This window comes from Pseudomonas chlororaphis subsp. chlororaphis (genome assembly GCF_003945765.1).
In the GTDB taxonomy this organism is placed as follows: Bacteria; Pseudomonadota; Gammaproteobacteria; order Pseudomonadales; family Pseudomonadaceae; genus Aquipseudomonas; species Aquipseudomonas chlororaphis.
In genome coordinates this window covers 5,244,185-5,258,357 of record NZ_CP027712.1, presented here as the reverse complement: position 1 = coordinate 5,258,357, position 14,173 = coordinate 5,244,185, and the positions used below count along the sequence as shown (strand labels likewise).

General features: G+C 62.5%; 13 protein-coding genes. 9 read left to right on the top strand and 4 right to left on the bottom strand.

The annotated features are described in order from the left end of the window. Positions 1 to 91 precede the first annotated feature (91 nt). Genes zwf through C4K27_RS23695 form a run of 3 tightly spaced genes read left to right on the top strand, consistent with a single transcriptional unit; the run spans position 92 to position 2,944 of the window. The gene (gene zwf, locus C4K27_RS23705) at positions 92 to 1,561 is read left to right on the top strand and encodes a glucose-6-phosphate dehydrogenase (RefSeq protein WP_007921955.1); all 1,470 of its coding nucleotides are present in this window, start codon (positions 92 to 94) and stop codon (positions 1,559 to 1,561) included. Then, on the top strand, positions 1,548 to 2,261 hold the full coding sequence (pgl, locus tag C4K27_RS23700) for a 6-phosphogluconolactonase (RefSeq protein WP_053262354.1): 714 nt from the start codon (positions 1,548 to 1,550) through the stop codon (positions 2,259 to 2,261). The genes zwf and pgl overlap by 14 nt, the downstream gene beginning before the upstream one ends. A gap of 17 nt (positions 2,262 to 2,278) precedes the next feature. Beyond that, positions 2,279 to 2,944, top strand: a complete 666-nt coding sequence (locus C4K27_RS23695) for a bifunctional 4-hydroxy-2-oxoglutarate aldolase/2-dehydro-3-deoxy-phosphogluconate aldolase (protein WP_007921959.1) — start codon at positions 2,279 to 2,281, stop codon at positions 2,942 to 2,944. Between the two features lie 286 nt (positions 2,945 to 3,230). Here C4K27_RS23695 and C4K27_RS23690 read toward each other — a convergent pair whose 3' ends face one another. Both C4K27_RS23690 and C4K27_RS23685 read right to left on the bottom strand, forming a co-directional pair. Beyond that, positions 3,231 to 4,418: an aminotransferase class V-fold PLP-dependent enzyme gene (locus C4K27_RS23690; RefSeq protein ID WP_053262353.1), complete on the bottom strand. Its 1,188-nt coding sequence runs from the start codon at positions 4,416 to 4,418 to the stop codon at positions 3,231 to 3,233. Between the two features lie 10 nt (positions 4,419 to 4,428). Beyond that, positions 4,429 to 4,665, bottom strand: a complete 237-nt coding sequence (locus C4K27_RS23685; RefSeq protein WP_007925076.1) for a DUF3820 family protein — start codon at positions 4,663 to 4,665, stop codon at positions 4,429 to 4,431. A gap of 204 nt (positions 4,666 to 4,869) precedes the next feature. Here C4K27_RS23685 and C4K27_RS23680 point away from each other — a divergent pair, with 204 nt between their 5' ends. The 4 genes from C4K27_RS23680 to C4K27_RS23665 all read left to right on the top strand — a co-directional run bounded on the left by C4K27_RS23680 (position 4,870) and on the right by C4K27_RS23665 (position 8,549). After that, positions 4,870 to 5,337, top strand: a complete 468-nt coding sequence (locus tag C4K27_RS23680; RefSeq protein ID WP_053262352.1) for a ferritin-like domain-containing protein — start codon at positions 4,870 to 4,872, stop codon at positions 5,335 to 5,337. A 156-nt stretch (positions 5,338 to 5,493) separates the two neighbouring features. Further along, complete coding sequence (locus C4K27_RS23675) at positions 5,494 to 7,482, top strand: FUSC family protein (protein WP_053262351.1); 1,989 nt, start codon at positions 5,494 to 5,496, stop codon at positions 7,480 to 7,482. Further along, a complete protein-coding gene (locus C4K27_RS23670) occupies positions 7,469 to 7,675 on the top strand; it encodes a DUF1656 domain-containing protein (RefSeq protein WP_007925079.1) in 207 nt (68 codons plus the stop codon). The genes C4K27_RS23675 and C4K27_RS23670 overlap by 14 nt, the downstream gene beginning before the upstream one ends. Positions 7,676 to 7,685: 10 nt before the next feature. After that, positions 7,686 to 8,549, top strand: coding sequence for an efflux RND transporter periplasmic adaptor subunit (locus C4K27_RS23665; protein WP_053262350.1), 864 nt, complete (start codon positions 7,686 to 7,688; stop codon positions 8,547 to 8,549). Between the two features lie 56 nt (positions 8,550 to 8,605). Here C4K27_RS23665 and C4K27_RS23660 read toward each other — a convergent pair whose 3' ends face one another. Together C4K27_RS23660 and C4K27_RS23655 are read right to left on the bottom strand one after the other, a co-directional pair. Next, a complete protein-coding gene (locus tag C4K27_RS23660; protein ID WP_007925083.1) occupies positions 8,606 to 9,076 on the bottom strand; it encodes a MaoC family dehydratase in 471 nt (156 codons plus the stop codon). A 52-nt stretch (positions 9,077 to 9,128) separates the two neighbouring features. After that, positions 9,129 to 10,073 (bottom strand): alpha/beta hydrolase, encoded by a 945-nt coding sequence (locus C4K27_RS23655; protein WP_053262349.1) that lies wholly within the window; start codon positions 10,071 to 10,073, stop codon positions 9,129 to 9,131. A gap of 224 nt (positions 10,074 to 10,297) precedes the next feature. Between C4K27_RS23655 and fadD2 the strand changes: the two genes are divergently transcribed. Together fadD2 and fadD1 are read left to right on the top strand one after the other, a co-directional pair. Next, positions 10,298 to 11,986 (top strand): long-chain-fatty-acid--CoA ligase FadD2, encoded by a 1,689-nt coding sequence (fadD2, locus tag C4K27_RS23650; protein ID WP_053262348.1) that lies wholly within the window; start codon positions 10,298 to 10,300, stop codon positions 11,984 to 11,986. A gap of 389 nt (positions 11,987 to 12,375) precedes the next feature. Further along, positions 12,376 to 14,064, top strand: coding sequence for a long-chain-fatty-acid--CoA ligase FadD1 (gene fadD1 / locus C4K27_RS23645; protein ID WP_009045218.1), 1,689 nt, complete (start codon positions 12,376 to 12,378; stop codon positions 14,062 to 14,064). Positions 14,065 to 14,173: the final 109 nt, after the last annotated feature.

The window sequence follows — 14,173 nt, the reverse complement described above, 5'->3', positions numbered from 1 at the left end:
GCTAAAATGTTGTGGTTATTACTACATTTTCCCTTGAGTGATGCCTTGAAAAAAGGTATTTGTAGCTTAACTTGATAAAAGAACAAACATCATGCCTTCGATAACGGTTGAACCGTGCACCTTTGCCTTGTTCGGCGCGCTGGGCGATCTGGCGCTTCGCAAATTGTTTCCTGCCCTCTACCAACTCGATGGCGCCGGCCTGCTGCATGACGACACGCGCATTCTGGCCCTGGCCCGCGAGCCGGGCAGCGAACAGCAGCACCTGTCTTTCATTGAAGCGCAATTGCGCAAGTATGTAGGTGCCAAGGAGATCGACGCGGCGGTGCTGGAGCGCTTCCTGGCGCGCCTGACCTACCTGCACGTGGACTTCCTCAAGGCCGAGGATTACCAGGCCCTGGCCGAGCTGGCCGGGCGCGAGCAACGCCTGATCGCCTATTTCGCCACACCGGCGGCGGTGTACGGGGCGATCTGCGAGAACCTGTCGAAGGCCGGCCTGGCGGAAAACACCCGCGTGGTGCTGGAAAAGCCCATCGGTTCGGACCTGGAGTCGTCGCGCAAGGTCAACGACGCGGTGGCGCAGTTCTTCCCGGAGAACCGCATCTATCGCATCGACCACTACCTGGGCAAGGAGACGGTGCAGAACCTGATCGCCCTGCGTTTCGCCAACAGCCTGTTCGAGACCCAGTGGAACCAGAACTACATCTCCCACGTGGAAATCACCGTGGCCGAGAAGGTCGGCATCGAAGGCCGCTGGGGTTACTTCGACAAGGCCGGCCAGCTGCGGGACATGATCCAGAACCACCTGCTGCAACTGCTCTGCCTGATCGCCATGGACCCGCCCGCCGACCTCTCGGCCGACAGCATCCGTGATGAGAAGGTCAAGGTGCTCAAGGCCCTGGCGCCGATCAGCCCGGAAGGCCTGACCACCCAGGTGGTGCGTGGCCAGTACATCGCCGGGCACAGCGAAGGCAAGGCCGTGCCGGGGTATCTGGAGGAAGAGAATTCCAACACCCAGAGCGACACTGAAACCTTCGTCGCCCTGCGGGCCGATATCCGCAACTGGCGCTGGGCCGGGGTGCCGTTCTACCTGCGTACCGGCAAGCGCATGCCGCAGAAGCTGTCGCAGATCGTCATTCACTTCAAGGAGCCGTCGCACTACATCTTCGCCCCTGAGCAGCGCCTGCAGATCAGCAACAAGCTGATCATCCGCCTGCAGCCGGACGAAGGTATCTCCCTGCGAGTGATGACCAAGGAACAAGGCCTGGACAAGGGCATGCAACTGCGCAGCGGCCCGTTGCAGCTGAATTTTTCCGATACCTATCGCAGCGCGCGGATTCCCGATGCCTACGAGCGGTTGTTGCTGGAAGTGATGCGCGGCAACCAGAACCTGTTTGTCCGCAAAGATGAAATCGAAGCCGCGTGGAAGTGGTGCGACCAGTTGATCGCCGGTTGGAAGAAATCCGGCGATGCGCCCAAGCCGTATGCGGCCGGGTCGTGGGGGCCGATGAGCTCCATCGCACTGATCACGCGGGACGGGAGGTCGTGGTATGGCGATATCTAAATTGAAACTGCCCGCGGGCGTGCACGCCCACGAGTTCCATAGCCCGGCGCTGTTGGCCGAAGGCCTGGCGCTGAAGGTGGCCGGGCAACTGAGCCAGGCGATCCAGGTGCGCGGCGAAGCCACCCTGGTGGTGTCCGGCGGGCGCAGCCCGGTGGCGTTTTTCCAGCACCTGGCCAAGCAGCACCTGGACTGGTCCAAGGTGTTGATCACCCTGGCGGACGAGCGCTGGGTGCCGGTCGAACATGCCGACAGCAACGCCGGCCTGCTCAAGCGCTACCTGCTGCAAGGGCCGGCGGCCAAGGCGAAGTTCCTCAGCCTGTACAACGCCGCGACGAACCTCGAACAGGCCGCGCTGCAGGCCGATCGCCTGCTGGCCGAGTTGTCGGCCATCGACGTGCTGATCCTGGGCATGGGCGACGACGGTCACACCGCCTCGCTGTTCCCCAACAGCCCGAACCTGACCGAAGCCCTGCGGGCCGACGGCCAGCGACGCTGCTGGCCGATGCTGGCGCCGAGCGTGCCCCATCAGCGCCTGAGCATGAGCCGCGCCTTGCTGGCCTCGGCCACCTACAGCGTGCTGTCGATTTCCGGTCAATCCAAATTGACCACCCTGAGTGCCGCACTGGCCGGTGACGATGTCGCCGCGATGCCGATTAGTGCCTTCCTGCAACCTCCGTTAGAGATTTACTGGTGCCCATGAGCCAAGGATCAGCCGCTATGACAATCCCACAACCGACCGTTTCCATGGCGGACAAAGTTGCCCTGATCGACAGCCTCTGCGCCAAGGCGCGGATTCTGCCGGTGATCACCATCGCCCGCGAACAGGACGTGTTGCCCCTGGCCGACGCCCTGGCCGCCGGTGGCCTGACCGCGCTGGAAGTGACCCTGCGCTCGCAGTTCGGCCTCAAGGCTATCCAGATCCTGCGCGAGCAGCGTCCGGAGCTGGTGACCGGCGCCGGTACCGTGCTCGATCGGCAGATGCTGGCCGCCGCCGAAGCCGCCGGTTCGCAGTTCATCGTCACCCCGGGCATTACCCGCGACCTGCTGGAAGCCAGTGTTGCCAGCCCGATCCCGCTGTTGCCGGGGATCAGCAATGCCTCCGGGATCATGGAGGGTTACAGCCTGGGCTATCGCCGCTTCAAGCTGTTCCCGGCGGAAGTCAGCGGCGGCGTGGCTGCGATCAAGGCCCTGGGTGGTCCGTTCGGCGAGGTGAAGTTCTGCCCGACCGGCGGTGTCGGCCCGGCCAATATCAAGAGCTACATGGCGTTGAAGAACGTGATGTGCGTCGGCGGTAGCTGGATGCTCGATCCCGAGTGGATCAAGAACGGCGACTGGGCGCGGATCCAGGAGTGCACGGCCGAGGCCCTGGCGCTGCTGGACTGACAGCTTTCCTGCTTTTTTCAAAGATTCGTTGGTGTGTTCTACGGCTTTACGGTGCGCTTGGTCGGTGCACCGTTTTTTTTTGCCTGGAGAAAAGCTGCCTGGCGACGCCGGGTCTTCTGTAGGAGCGCAGCTTGCGCGCGATGACGCCGGGGCGGACAACGCGATCTGAATGGTCGCTACTGTCTGTAGCCGCTGCCGCAGGCTGTGGTCGGCCGAAAGGCCGTAGCGTCATCTGGATCGCAGAAGGTCCTTCGGACCTGTCGCAGCCTGCGGCAGCGGCTACAGGTTACTGGGCCGCCAGTTCGGTCAATGCCTCGACCAGCATCTGGATATCCGCGCTCGGGGTGGTAAAGCCCGGAGTCACCCGGATACAGGGCCCGCAACGCGAACCGCTGCGCGCCACGGTGAACAGGTTGTATTCCTGGAGCAGCCGCTCGGCCATCGCCTGCTGGTCCGGCTGGCGGGTGAAGCGAAACGAGGTGATGCCGCAATACAGCCGTGGATCGTCCGGGGTCATGACTTCAATGCCGGGCAGGTCGCGCACCTGGCTCACCCACAGGTCGCGCAGGTAATTCAGGCGTGCGCCCTTGAGGGCCGAGCCGCCCATGCCGCGGTGCTCCTCGAACACCCGGGGCAAGGTCAGCCAGGCCGGAATGTTTGGCGTGCCATAAGGTGCCCGTGAGCGGATATCGTCCAGGGCATAACGTTGCTCGCCCATGTCCGGATCGATATCGGCCAGGCGTTGCGGGTCGATATAGACAAAACCCAGGCTCAGCGGCGCGCCAATCCATTTCTGCAGGTTATAGCCGGCGAACGCCACGCCCAGTTCACTGAGCTCGAAATCGACCTGGGCCAGGGCGTGGGCGCCGTCGAGGATGACGTCGATTCCCCGTTCGCGGGCATCCAGGGCGATGGCCTGGACCGGCAGCACCAGCCCGGTGCGGTGGGTGACGTGGGTCAGGGCCATCAGTTTCAGTCGCGGGTAGCGCTCGAAGGCCTCGCGGTAGCTGGCCAGCAGGCTGTCGAAACTCGCCGGATGAGCATGCTCGATCTCGATGACCTCGACCCCGCGATGGCGCGCCAGCCAGCGCATGGCGCCCTTGACGCTGTCGTATTCCAGGTCGCTGAGCAGCACCTGATCGCCCGGCTGGAGGCGGTTGTAGTTGCGAATCAGCGATTGCAGCGCCTCCGAAGCGCTGCGGGTGAGGGCGATGGCCTGGCGATCGACGCCAACCAGCTCGGCCAATTGCTGTCGAATCTGCAAATTACCGATCTGTTCGAAATGCTGGCGCACATGCACCGAGTTGCTGCGGTTCACGAAGTCGATCTGGCGCTGGTATTCCTCGACCACGGCGCGGCTCATGCGCCCGAAATAGCCGTTTTCCAGGTTGATCGGCCCGGGTTCGACGTCATATCGACGGGCAATCGCCAGCCAGTAATCTTCGTCGCGGGCGAGTTGGGCATTACATGGCATGGCGGTCTTCTTAATGACGGGGTTTGGGTTTGCCGTGTTTGGCGCGCAACGGGTCCAGTAGATCGGAAAGGCCGTTGTGATCGATTTCCTGCATCAATGCCAACAGGCCGCCCAGCTCGCCGTGGGGGAAACCTTCGCGGGCGAACCAGTTCAGGTAGGGGCCGGGCAGGTCGGCGAGGATGCGGCCCTTGTATTTGCCGTAGGGCATTTCGCGGGTGACCAGAAGTTCAAGTTTTTCGGGATTCATGGCGGCTGTCTGTTGAGGTGACGAACACCTTGGAAAATACAGGCATTCTGCATGCAGGCCAAATGACAGATCATGCAAATAACGCGGATACAGAAAGCGGTAAAAAACTTAACTATTTGAAAATAATTTAAAAATTTTAACTCCAGGGCTGGCATGCAGGGTGCAACACCTATGACAACTCCCTCAACCTGGAAGGAATGAAAAATGACTGACATCAACAAAGAAGCGATTTCGATCCTCAACGACCTGATCGAAACCAGTAAGGACGGTCAGGAGGGGTTCAAGACCTGCGCAGAAGACATCAAGCAGCCTGAGCTCAAAGCGCTGTTCGTGAAGCGCTCCGCCGATTGCGCCACCGCCGCGGCCGAATTGCAGGCCAGCGTGCGTTCCATGGGCGGCGATCCGCAGACCTCCACCAGCGTCAGTGGCGACCTGCACCGTCGTTGGGTCGACCTCAAGTCCCTGGTGACCGGCAAGGACGAAGAAGCGGTGCTCAACGAAGCCGAGCGCGGCGAAGACCACGCCCTGAAGGCCTACAAGGATGCGCTGGAGAAAATCAGCAAACACAACCTGATCGGCATTCGTGACCTGGTGGAGCGTCAGTACCATGGCGTACAGCGCAACCACGATCAGGTCAAAGCCTTGCGCAACCAGGCCCGCGCCCGCTCATAACGGGTCAAACCTGTCAAAAACGCCAGCCTGCCTGGCGTTTTTTTGTGGCTTGAAATTAATGCTGGACGACTGATAGTTAGCTAGCTAATAATTTGCGGGCGTCATCTCTCGCTCCAGTGCATCTATCGTTGTTTTGTCCTTCCCAGGGTTCTTTCCGTGCGTATCACTTTGCAGGCGTTGTTCGCCCCCAATCTTGCGGCCGTGCAGTTCGCGATCAAGACCGTGTTCGGTGCCGGGCTGGCGTTGTGGCTGGCCATGCGTTGGGGCCTGCAGCAGCCGTCCTGGGCCCTGATGACGGCGATCATCGTCGCCCAGCCGCTGTCCGGGATGGTCCTGCAAAAGGGCATGGCACGGCTGGTGGGGACTTTGGTGGGAACTTGCATGTCGGTGCTGTTCATGGGGCTGTTCGCCCAGACACCGTGGCTGTTCCTGCTGGCCCTGGCGCTGTGGCTGGGGCTGTGCACCGCCAGTTCGACCCTGCTGCGCAGCGCCTGGTCCTATTCCTTCGTGCTGGCCGGCTACACCGTGGCGATCATCGCCTTGCCGGCGATCTCCCATCCGTTGTCGATCTTCGACCAGGCCGTGGCGCGCTGCACGGAAATTTCCCTGGGCATTATCTGCGCCACCGCCAGCAGTGCCTTGCTCTGGCCGATGCGGGTCGAGCGGCAGTTGACCGCCCAGGCGCGCAGCGCCTGGCAAAGCGGGATGCAGGCGGCGCGGGCGACCCTGGCCGGCGATGCCCTGGCGCGCAAGGGCCTGCTGGAAATCCTCGGGCGCATCGTCGCCGTGGACTCCCAGCGCGAACATGCCTGGTTCGAAGGTCCGTCGGGGCGGCAGCGGGCGCGGGCGATCAGCGGCCTGAGCCAGAAGCTGCTGATGCTGCTGCGGATCTCCCGTTCGGTACGCCGGCAATGGAAACAATTGGACCAGGCCGAGGCGCAGCAGCTGGCGCCGTGGATGGAGCAAGTGCAGCAAGCCCTGGCGGCCATGGACAAACCGACCTTGCAGGCGTTGCGACCGCAGTTGCTGGACGCTTCCCATGACTCGGCGATCAGCTCGGCGCAAAGCTATTGCCTGGCCCGTTTCACCCTGTTGCTGGATACCGCCCTGGCCGCCGGCGAGGCGCTGCGGGTAGTGGAGGAGGGCAAGGCGCCGGTGGAGCAGCCCGCCACCCTGAGCCCCCATCGCGATTTGTCGCTGGCGCTGCTGTTTGGCGCGCGCAGCGCCCTGGCTTTCCTCACCGTGGCCTGCTTCTGGCTGGCCACCGCCTGGCCGGCGGCCTCCGGGGCGATGCTGCTGACCTGCGTGGTGTGCGGCCTGTTCGCCAGTCGCGAAAACGGCGCGCAGATTGGCATGAGTTTCATGCGCGGCATCTTCCTGGCGATTCCGGCGGCCTTCATGATCGGGCAGATCCTGCTGCCGCAGTGGAGCAGTTTCGCCCTGCTGGCGATGGCCATGGGCGTGCCGTTGTTTTTCGGCGCGCTGGGCATGGCCAAACCGCAGATCGGCGCCACGGCCACCTCGTTCTGCCTGCACTTCGTGGTGCTGATTTCACCGCAGAACCAGATGACGTTCGACGTGGCGAATTTCTTCAACAGCGCCCAGGCGATGGTGCTCGGCGTAGGCGCCGCGGTGTTGGCGTTTCACCTGCTGATCCTGCGCGATCCGGCCTGGCATGGGCGGCGCCTGCTGGCGGCGACGCTGCAGGATCTGGTGCGCTTGACCCGGCGCAATCTGCGCGGCGCGGAAAGCTGGTTCGGCGGGCGCATGGCCGATCGCCTGCTGCAACTGGCGCGGCATTACCCGCAATTGCCGGAACAGGCGCGCAGCCGCTGGGACGATGGCCTGCTGGGCCTGGATATCGGCGATGAACTGATGCATTTGCGGTTGAGCCTGGCGGTAGCCCAGGTGCCCGCGAATGCTTCGCAGCGAAGTTATTTCGAGCATCTGGAACAGGTGCTGGAACAAGGGCCGGCCGCCGGTCGCGGCGATGCGCTGGCCGACGCCAGCACGGTCTTGCTCGAGGCCCTGGGCAGCCAACCGCCGAGCGATGCGTTGAAGCTGGCCCAGGGCGCGGTGGTGCAGTTGCAGAAGAGCTGGCGCACCTGGTGCCGGCAGCAGGAGGAAAACCATGGGGCTGCGTGAGTGGTCGCTGGGCGGAGTGTTGCTCAGCCCGTTTCTGATTTATGTGGTGCTGGCGCTGGTGCTGACCGGGGTGTTGCGCATGCTGTTGCGCGCAACGCCACTGGGGCGCTGGATCTGGCACGAAGCACTGTTCGATGTGGCCTTGTACGTCTGCGTCCTGACGTTGGTCACTGTCGTACTCGGACCTTTATAAGGAGTTGTTCATGCGTGCCTCCGTGCGTATCGCTTTTACTTTGTGCCTGGTGGCTGCGGCGCTGTTTGCCGGCTTTCATCTGTGGCAGTACTACATGCTCACGCCCTGGACCCGGGATGCGCGGATTCGCGCCGACGTGGTGATAGTCGCCCCCGATGTGTCGGGCTGGGTGCGTGAACTCAAGGCCTATGACAACCAGGCGGTGAAGGCCGGCGACCTGTTGCTGAGCATCGACCGCGACCGCTTCGAGGCGGCGCTGGAAAAGGCCCAGGCGGTGGTGCAGACCCGCCAGCAGCAACTCAGCCTGAAAGAGCACGAAGCCAGCCGCCGGGCCAGCTTAGGCCCACAGGCGATCAGCGCCGAGCTGCGGGAAAACGCGCAGATCAATGCCGGGGTGGCCCGTGGCGAACTGCGCCAGGCCCAGGCCGACGCCAAGGTCGCCGAACTCAACCTGGCACGCAGCCAGGTCCGCGCGCCGCGCAGTGGGCACATCACCAACCTGCGCCTGGCCGAAGGCAACTATGTGAACGCCGGGCAATCGGTGATGGCCCTGATCGACGATTCGACTTTCTACGTGCAGGCCTATTTCGAGGAAACCAAACTGCCGCGGATCAAGGTCGGCGACCCGGTCAAGGTGTGGCTGATGAGTGCTGGAGAAGCCTTGCAGGGGCATGTGGAAAGCATCAGCCGCGGCATCACCGACCGCAACGCCACGCCGGACGGGCAACTGCTGGCGGAGGTGGAACCGACCTTCAACTGGGTGCGCCTGGCGCAGCGGATTCCGGTGCGCATCAGGCTCGACAAGGTGCCCGAAGGCGTCAACCTGAGCGCCGGGATGACGGCGAGCGTGCAGGTGGAGGAGGGGGGGCGCTAATCCCGCCTGTAGCCGCTGCCGAGCCTGCGAGGCTGCGCCAGCGGCTACAGGGCGGTTCAGCCGATATTGATGGCCGGCAAGGTCGGCAGGGTGACGGTCTGCTGTTTGCGTGGGGCGAGGATTTCGGCTTCGCCGTCCACCACCAGCTCATCGCGCTGGTTGAACACGCGGGTGGCGATACGCACGCGGAACTTCGGCAGTTTTTCGAGGATTTCCAGGCGCACGGTCAGGGTGTCGCCGATCTTCACCGGCTTCTGGAAGCTCATCTGCTGGCCGATATAGATGGTGCCCGGCCCAGGCAGCTCGCAGGCCACCGCGGCGCTGATCAGCGCACCGCTGAACATGCCGTGGGCGATACGCTCCTTGAACATGCTGGCGGCGGCGAATTCGGCGTCCAGGTGCACCGGGTTGTGGTCACCGGACATGGCGGCGAACAGCTGGATGTCACGCTCTTCCACATGCTTGCTGTAGCTGGCGGTCTGGCCGACTTCGAGGGCTTCGTATGGGGTGTTGGTAACCTGGGTCATCTCTCTCAAGTCCTGTGCTGAGCGTTGATTGGTATATCGATTTGAAACAGGGTCATTCAGTCTTCGGCGGTCGGCGATGCCGCAGGGCCTGGTCGAGCCAGGCCAGTACATCGGCCGTCACTTCGTCGCGGTTGCTTTCATTGAACAATTCGTGCCGCGCCTGCGGGTAGACAGTGAGCTGCAGGCACTGGCTGCCGGCCTCGCGCAGAGCACCGGCCAGATCCTTGAGACGTATGCCATTGCTCACCGGATCACATTCTCCGCCGATCACCAGCAATGGCAGGCCCGGATCGATCTGGGCCAGGTTGGAGGCCTTGCTGATTTGCTGCAGGCCGCCCAGCAGGTCGATCCACAGCTGGTTGCTGCAGCGAAAGCCGCAGAGCGGGTCGTGGGCATATTTGTCGACTTCGTCGGGGTCGCGGCTGAGCCAGTCGAAGGCGGTGCGGTTGGGCTTGAAGGCCTTGTTGAACGAGCCGAAGGACAGCCATTCGATCAACGCGCTGCGTCCCAGGGGCCCCTGGCGCCAGCGTTCGAAGCGGGCGATCTGGCGGGCCGCGCGGTACAGCGCCACCGGCTGGAAATTCGAGCCGCTGAGGATCGCCCCGTCGAGGCTGGCGCTGTGGTGCAGCAAGTAGGCCTGGGCGATGTAGCTGCCCATGCTGTGGCCCAGCAGCACGATCGGGATTCCCGGGTGCTGCTGGCCGATGTGCTGGTTGAGGCTGGCCAGGTCGCCGACCACCTTGCACCAGCCGTCATCGTCGGCGAAGTGCCCGAGTGCCCCGTGCTCGGCGGTCTTGCCGTGGCCGCGCAGGTCCAGCGCATAGATCCCGTAGCCTTCATTGCACAGCGCCTGTGCCAGCCTGGCGTAGCGCCCGCTGTGTTCGGCCATGCCGTGGACCAGCAGGATCACGGCCTTGAGCGGGGCCGCCGGGAGCCACTGGTTGACGTAGAGCTGGCTGTGGTCGCTCGCGGTCAGCCAGAAAGAGTGGTGGATCATGGCGATTCCTTTGCACGGGGTCTTTGCACGGGGTCGTTGCATTGTATAGCTCATCGTCGCGGCCCCGTCCGATCCGCGCGCGCCATGGCGGCAAGATTCACGTTATCAATGACGCACCCGGCCTTATTTGCCCTATCCCTCATAGCTGCTAACGTCCGCAGAGCCCCGCCTTTCGTAGCGTCAGAGAAGCGGCCCGGACAACTCAGGTAACGAGGACAAGAACAATGCAGCCTGATTTCTGGAATGACAAACGCCCGGCCGGAGTGCCCACCGATATCGATCTGGGTGCCTACAAGTCGGTGATCGAGGTGTTCGAGCGTTCCTGCAAGAAATTCGCCGACCGCCCGGCCTTCAGCAACATGGGCGTGACCATGACCTACGCCGAGCTGGAGCGCTACAGCGCGGCCTTTGCCGGTTATCTGCAGAGCAGCACCGACCTGGTGCCGGGCGATCGTATCGCGGTGCAGATGCCCAATGTCCTGCATTACCCGATCGCCGTGTTCGGCGCCTTGCGCGCCGGGCTGATCGTGGTCAACACCAACCCGCTGTACACCACCCGGGAAATGCGCCACCAGTTCAAGGATTCCGGAGCGCGAGCCCTGGTGTACATGAACCTGTTCGGGCAGAAGGTTGAGCAAGTGCTGCCCGAGACCGATATCCAGTTCCTGATCGAGGCGAAGATGGGCGACCTGATGCCGTCCGCCAAGGGCTGGCTGGTCAATACCCTGGTCGACAAGGTCAAGAAGATGGTGCCGGCCTATCGCTTGCCCCAGGCCGTTTCCTTCAAGAGCGCGCTGCGCCTGGGCCGTGGCCAGCCGATCAAGCCTTTGAACGCCCGCCTGGACGACGTCGCCGTGCTGCAATACACCGGCGGCACCACCGGGCTGGCCAAGGGTGCGATGCTGACCCACGGCAACCTGGTGGCCAACATGCAGCAGGTCCGTGCCTGCCTCGAGCAACGGGGCCCGGATGGCCATCCGCTGCTGCACGAAGGCCAGGAGGTGATGATCGCGCCGTTGCCGCTGTACCACATCTATGCCTTCACCGCGAACTGCATGTGCATGATGGTCACCGGCAACCACAACGTGCTGATCACCAACCCGCGGGACATCGGCGGTTTCATCAAGGAGCTGAAGCAGTGGCGCTTCTCGGCGCTGCTGGGGCTGAACACGCTGTTCACCGCGCTGATGGATCATCCCGAGTTCAAGACCCTCGACTTCTCCAATCTCAAGTTCACCAACTCCGGGGGCACGGCGCTGGTCAAGGCCACCGCCGAGCGCTGGACGCAGGTGACCGGTTGCCGCATCACCGAAGGCTACGGCCTGACCGAAACCTCGCCCGTGGCCTGCACCAACCCTTACGGCGACCAGTCGCGCCTGGGCTCGGTGGGCTTGCCGGTGCCGGGCACGACCCTCAAGGTCATCGACGATGAGGGCGTCGAGCAGCCGCTGGGCGAGCGCGGCGAACTGTGCATCAAGGGGCCGCAGATCATGAAAGGCTACTGGCAGAAGCCGGAGGCCACTGAGGAGGTGCTGGATGCCGAGGGCTGGTTCAAGTCCGGCGATATCGCGGTGATCGATCCGGATGGCTTCGTGCGCATCGTCGATCGCAAGAAGGACATGATCATCGTCTCGGGTTTCAACGTGTACCCCAATGAAATCGAGGACGTGGTGATGGCCCACCCGAAAGTCGCCAACTGCGCGGTGATCGGCGTGCCGGACGAACGTTCGGGGGAGGCGGTGAAGCTGTTCGTGGTGGCCCGCGAGTCGGGGGTCAGCCTCGAAGAACTGAAGGCCTACTGCAAGGAAAACTTCACTGGCTACAAGGTGCCGAAACACATTGTGTTGCGTGAGTCGTTGCCGATGACGCCGGTAGGCAAGATCCTGCGCCGGGAGTTGCGCGACATCGCCTGATGTTCAAACCGATGTGACAACGACGCGCTGTGGCGCAGCTATCGCGAGCACGCCTCGTTTTTACAGGAACCCAGGGTTTCTGTAGGAGCGAAGCTTGCTCGCGATGCTTTTGAAGAGACGAAAAGCCCATTCCAGAGCCTTGCATGGTCAGATAGAATTTTTACTCTAAAAGTGACCATTAAATATTCTTGAGTCACCAAAGTGACTGTTTAGGCCGATTTTGGCTCTAGGCGGCCTTTGGCAAAGCTGCTACTCTCGGCGCGCTTTGTGACTTCTCGGCCTATGTAGACAGCCAGACTCACCAACAATAGACATCAATAAAAAACACACACAAATAATAATCGCATCAAATGCGCTGACGAATTCGCGTTGCTGAGGAGTGGGCTTCCATGATCCAAGACTTTTGGAAGGATAAGTACCCAGCTGGGATTGCTGCCGATATCAATCCAGACGAGTATCCGAATATTCAGGCGGTGTTGAAGCAGTCCTGCCAACGTTTTGCCAACAAACCGGCCTTTAGCAACCTCGGCAAGACACTCACCTACGGTGAGCTGTACGAACTGTCCGGTGCTTTTGCCGCGTACCTGCAACAGCATACCGATTTGCAACCCGGCGATCGAATCGCCGTGCAATTGCCCAACGTCCTGCAGTACCCGGTCGCGGTATTCGGCGCCATCCGCGCCGGCCTGATCGTGGTCAACACCAACCCGCTGTATACCGCGCGGGAAATGGAACACCAGTTCAACGACTCCGGCGCCAAGGCCCTGGTCTGCCTGGCCAACATGGCGCACCTGGCCGAAGCCGTGGTGCCCAAGACCGGCGTCAAGCATGTGATCGTCACTGAAGTGGCGGACCTGCTGCCACCGCTCAAGCGCCTGCTGATCAACAGCGTCATCAAGTACGTGAAGAAGATGGTGCCGGCCTATCACCTGCCCAAGGCCGTCAAGTTCAACGACGTGCTGAGCCAGGGCCACGGCCAGCCGGTCAAGGACGCCAACCCGGCCAGCAGCGATGTCGCCGTGCTGCAATACACTGGCGGCACCACCGGCGTGGCCAAGGGCGCGATGCTGACCCATCGCAACCTGGTGTCGAACATGCTGCAGTGCAAGGCGCTGATGGGCTCCAACCTCAATGAGGGTTGCGAGATCCTGATCACCCCGCTGCCTCTGTACCACATCTATGCCTTCACCTTTCATTGCATGGCGATGATGCTGATCGGCAACCACAACATCCTGATCAGCAACCCGCGCGACCTGCCGGCGATGGTCAAGGAACTGTCGAAGTGGAAGTTCAGCGGTTTTGTCGGCCTCAACACCCTGTTCGTCGCCCTGTGCAACAACGAAGCCTTCCGCAAGCTGGATTTCTCGGCGCTGAAAGTCACCCTGTCCGGCGGCATGGCGCTGCAACTGGCGGCGGCTGAGCGTTGGAAAGACGTGACCGGTTGCCCGATCTGCGAAGGTTACGGCATGACCGAAACCAGCCCGGTGGCCACCGTCAACCCGATCCAGAACATCCAGATCGGCACCATCGGCATCCCGGTGCCGTCGACCCTGTGCCGGATCATCGACGACGCTGGCACCGAGCTGCCCCTGGGCGAAATCGGCGAGCTGTGCGTCAAGGGCCCGCAGGTCATGAAGGGCTACTGGCAGCGCCAGGACGCCACCGACGAGGTGATGAGCGACGGCTGGCTGAAGACCGGCGATATCGCGCTGATCCAGCCTGATGGCTACATCCGCATTGTCGATCGCAAGAAAGACATGATCCTGGTGTCCGGTTTCAACGTTTATCCGAACGAGCTGGAAGATGTGCTGGCGGGCCTGCCGGGCGTGTTGCAGTGCGCGGCGATCGGCGTGCCGGACGAGAAGTCGGGCGAGTCGATCAAGATCTTCATCGTCGCCAAGCCGGGCGTGACCCTGACCAAGGAGCAAGTGATGGAGCACATGCGCGCCAACGTCACCGGCTACAAGGTGCCCAAGGCCGTCGAGTTCCGCGATGCGCTGCCGACCACCAACGTCGGCAAGATCCTGCGTCGCGAATTGCGCGACGAAGAGCTGAAGAAGCTGGGCGTGAAGAAGTAACACGCCAGGCAAACAAAAAGCCCCGCATCCGCGGGGCTTTTTATTGGGTGTTTGTGTAGCCGCTGCCGAAGGCTGCAATCGACCTCGCAGAGGGCGCTGTTCTTGCCGG

Coding starts and splice junctions, on each gene's coding strand:
- C4K27_RS23665 (WP_053262350.1), top strand. CDS start 7,686: ATGCGTGCCTCCGTGCGTATCGCTTTTACTTTGTGCCTGGTGGCTGCG.
- C4K27_RS23695 (WP_007921959.1), top strand. CDS start 2,279: ATGACAATCCCACAACCGACCGTTTCCATGGCGGACAAAGTTGCCCTG.
- zwf (WP_007921955.1), top strand. CDS start 92: ATGCCTTCGATAACGGTTGAACCGTGCACCTTTGCCTTGTTCGGCGCG.
- C4K27_RS23685 (WP_007925076.1), bottom strand. CDS start 4,665: ATGAATCCCGAAAAACTTGAACTTCTGGTCACCCGCGAAATGCCCTAC.
- C4K27_RS23680 (WP_053262352.1), top strand. CDS start 4,870: ATGACTGACATCAACAAAGAAGCGATTTCGATCCTCAACGACCTGATC.
- C4K27_RS23655 (WP_053262349.1), bottom strand. CDS start 10,073: ATGATCCACCACTCTTTCTGGCTGACCGCGAGCGACCACAGCCAGCTC.
- fadD1 (WP_009045218.1), top strand. CDS start 12,376: ATGATCCAAGACTTTTGGAAGGATAAGTACCCAGCTGGGATTGCTGCC.
- C4K27_RS23690 (WP_053262353.1), bottom strand. CDS start 4,418: ATGCCATGTAATGCCCAACTCGCCCGCGACGAAGATTACTGGCTGGCG.
- fadD2 (WP_053262348.1), top strand. CDS start 10,298: ATGCAGCCTGATTTCTGGAATGACAAACGCCCGGCCGGAGTGCCCACC.
- C4K27_RS23670 (WP_007925079.1), top strand. CDS start 7,469: ATGGGGCTGCGTGAGTGGTCGCTGGGCGGAGTGTTGCTCAGCCCGTTT.
- C4K27_RS23660 (WP_007925083.1), bottom strand. CDS start 9,076: ATGACCCAGGTTACCAACACCCCATACGAAGCCCTCGAAGTCGGCCAG.
- pgl (WP_053262354.1), top strand. CDS start 1,548: ATGGCGATATCTAAATTGAAACTGCCCGCGGGCGTGCACGCCCACGAG.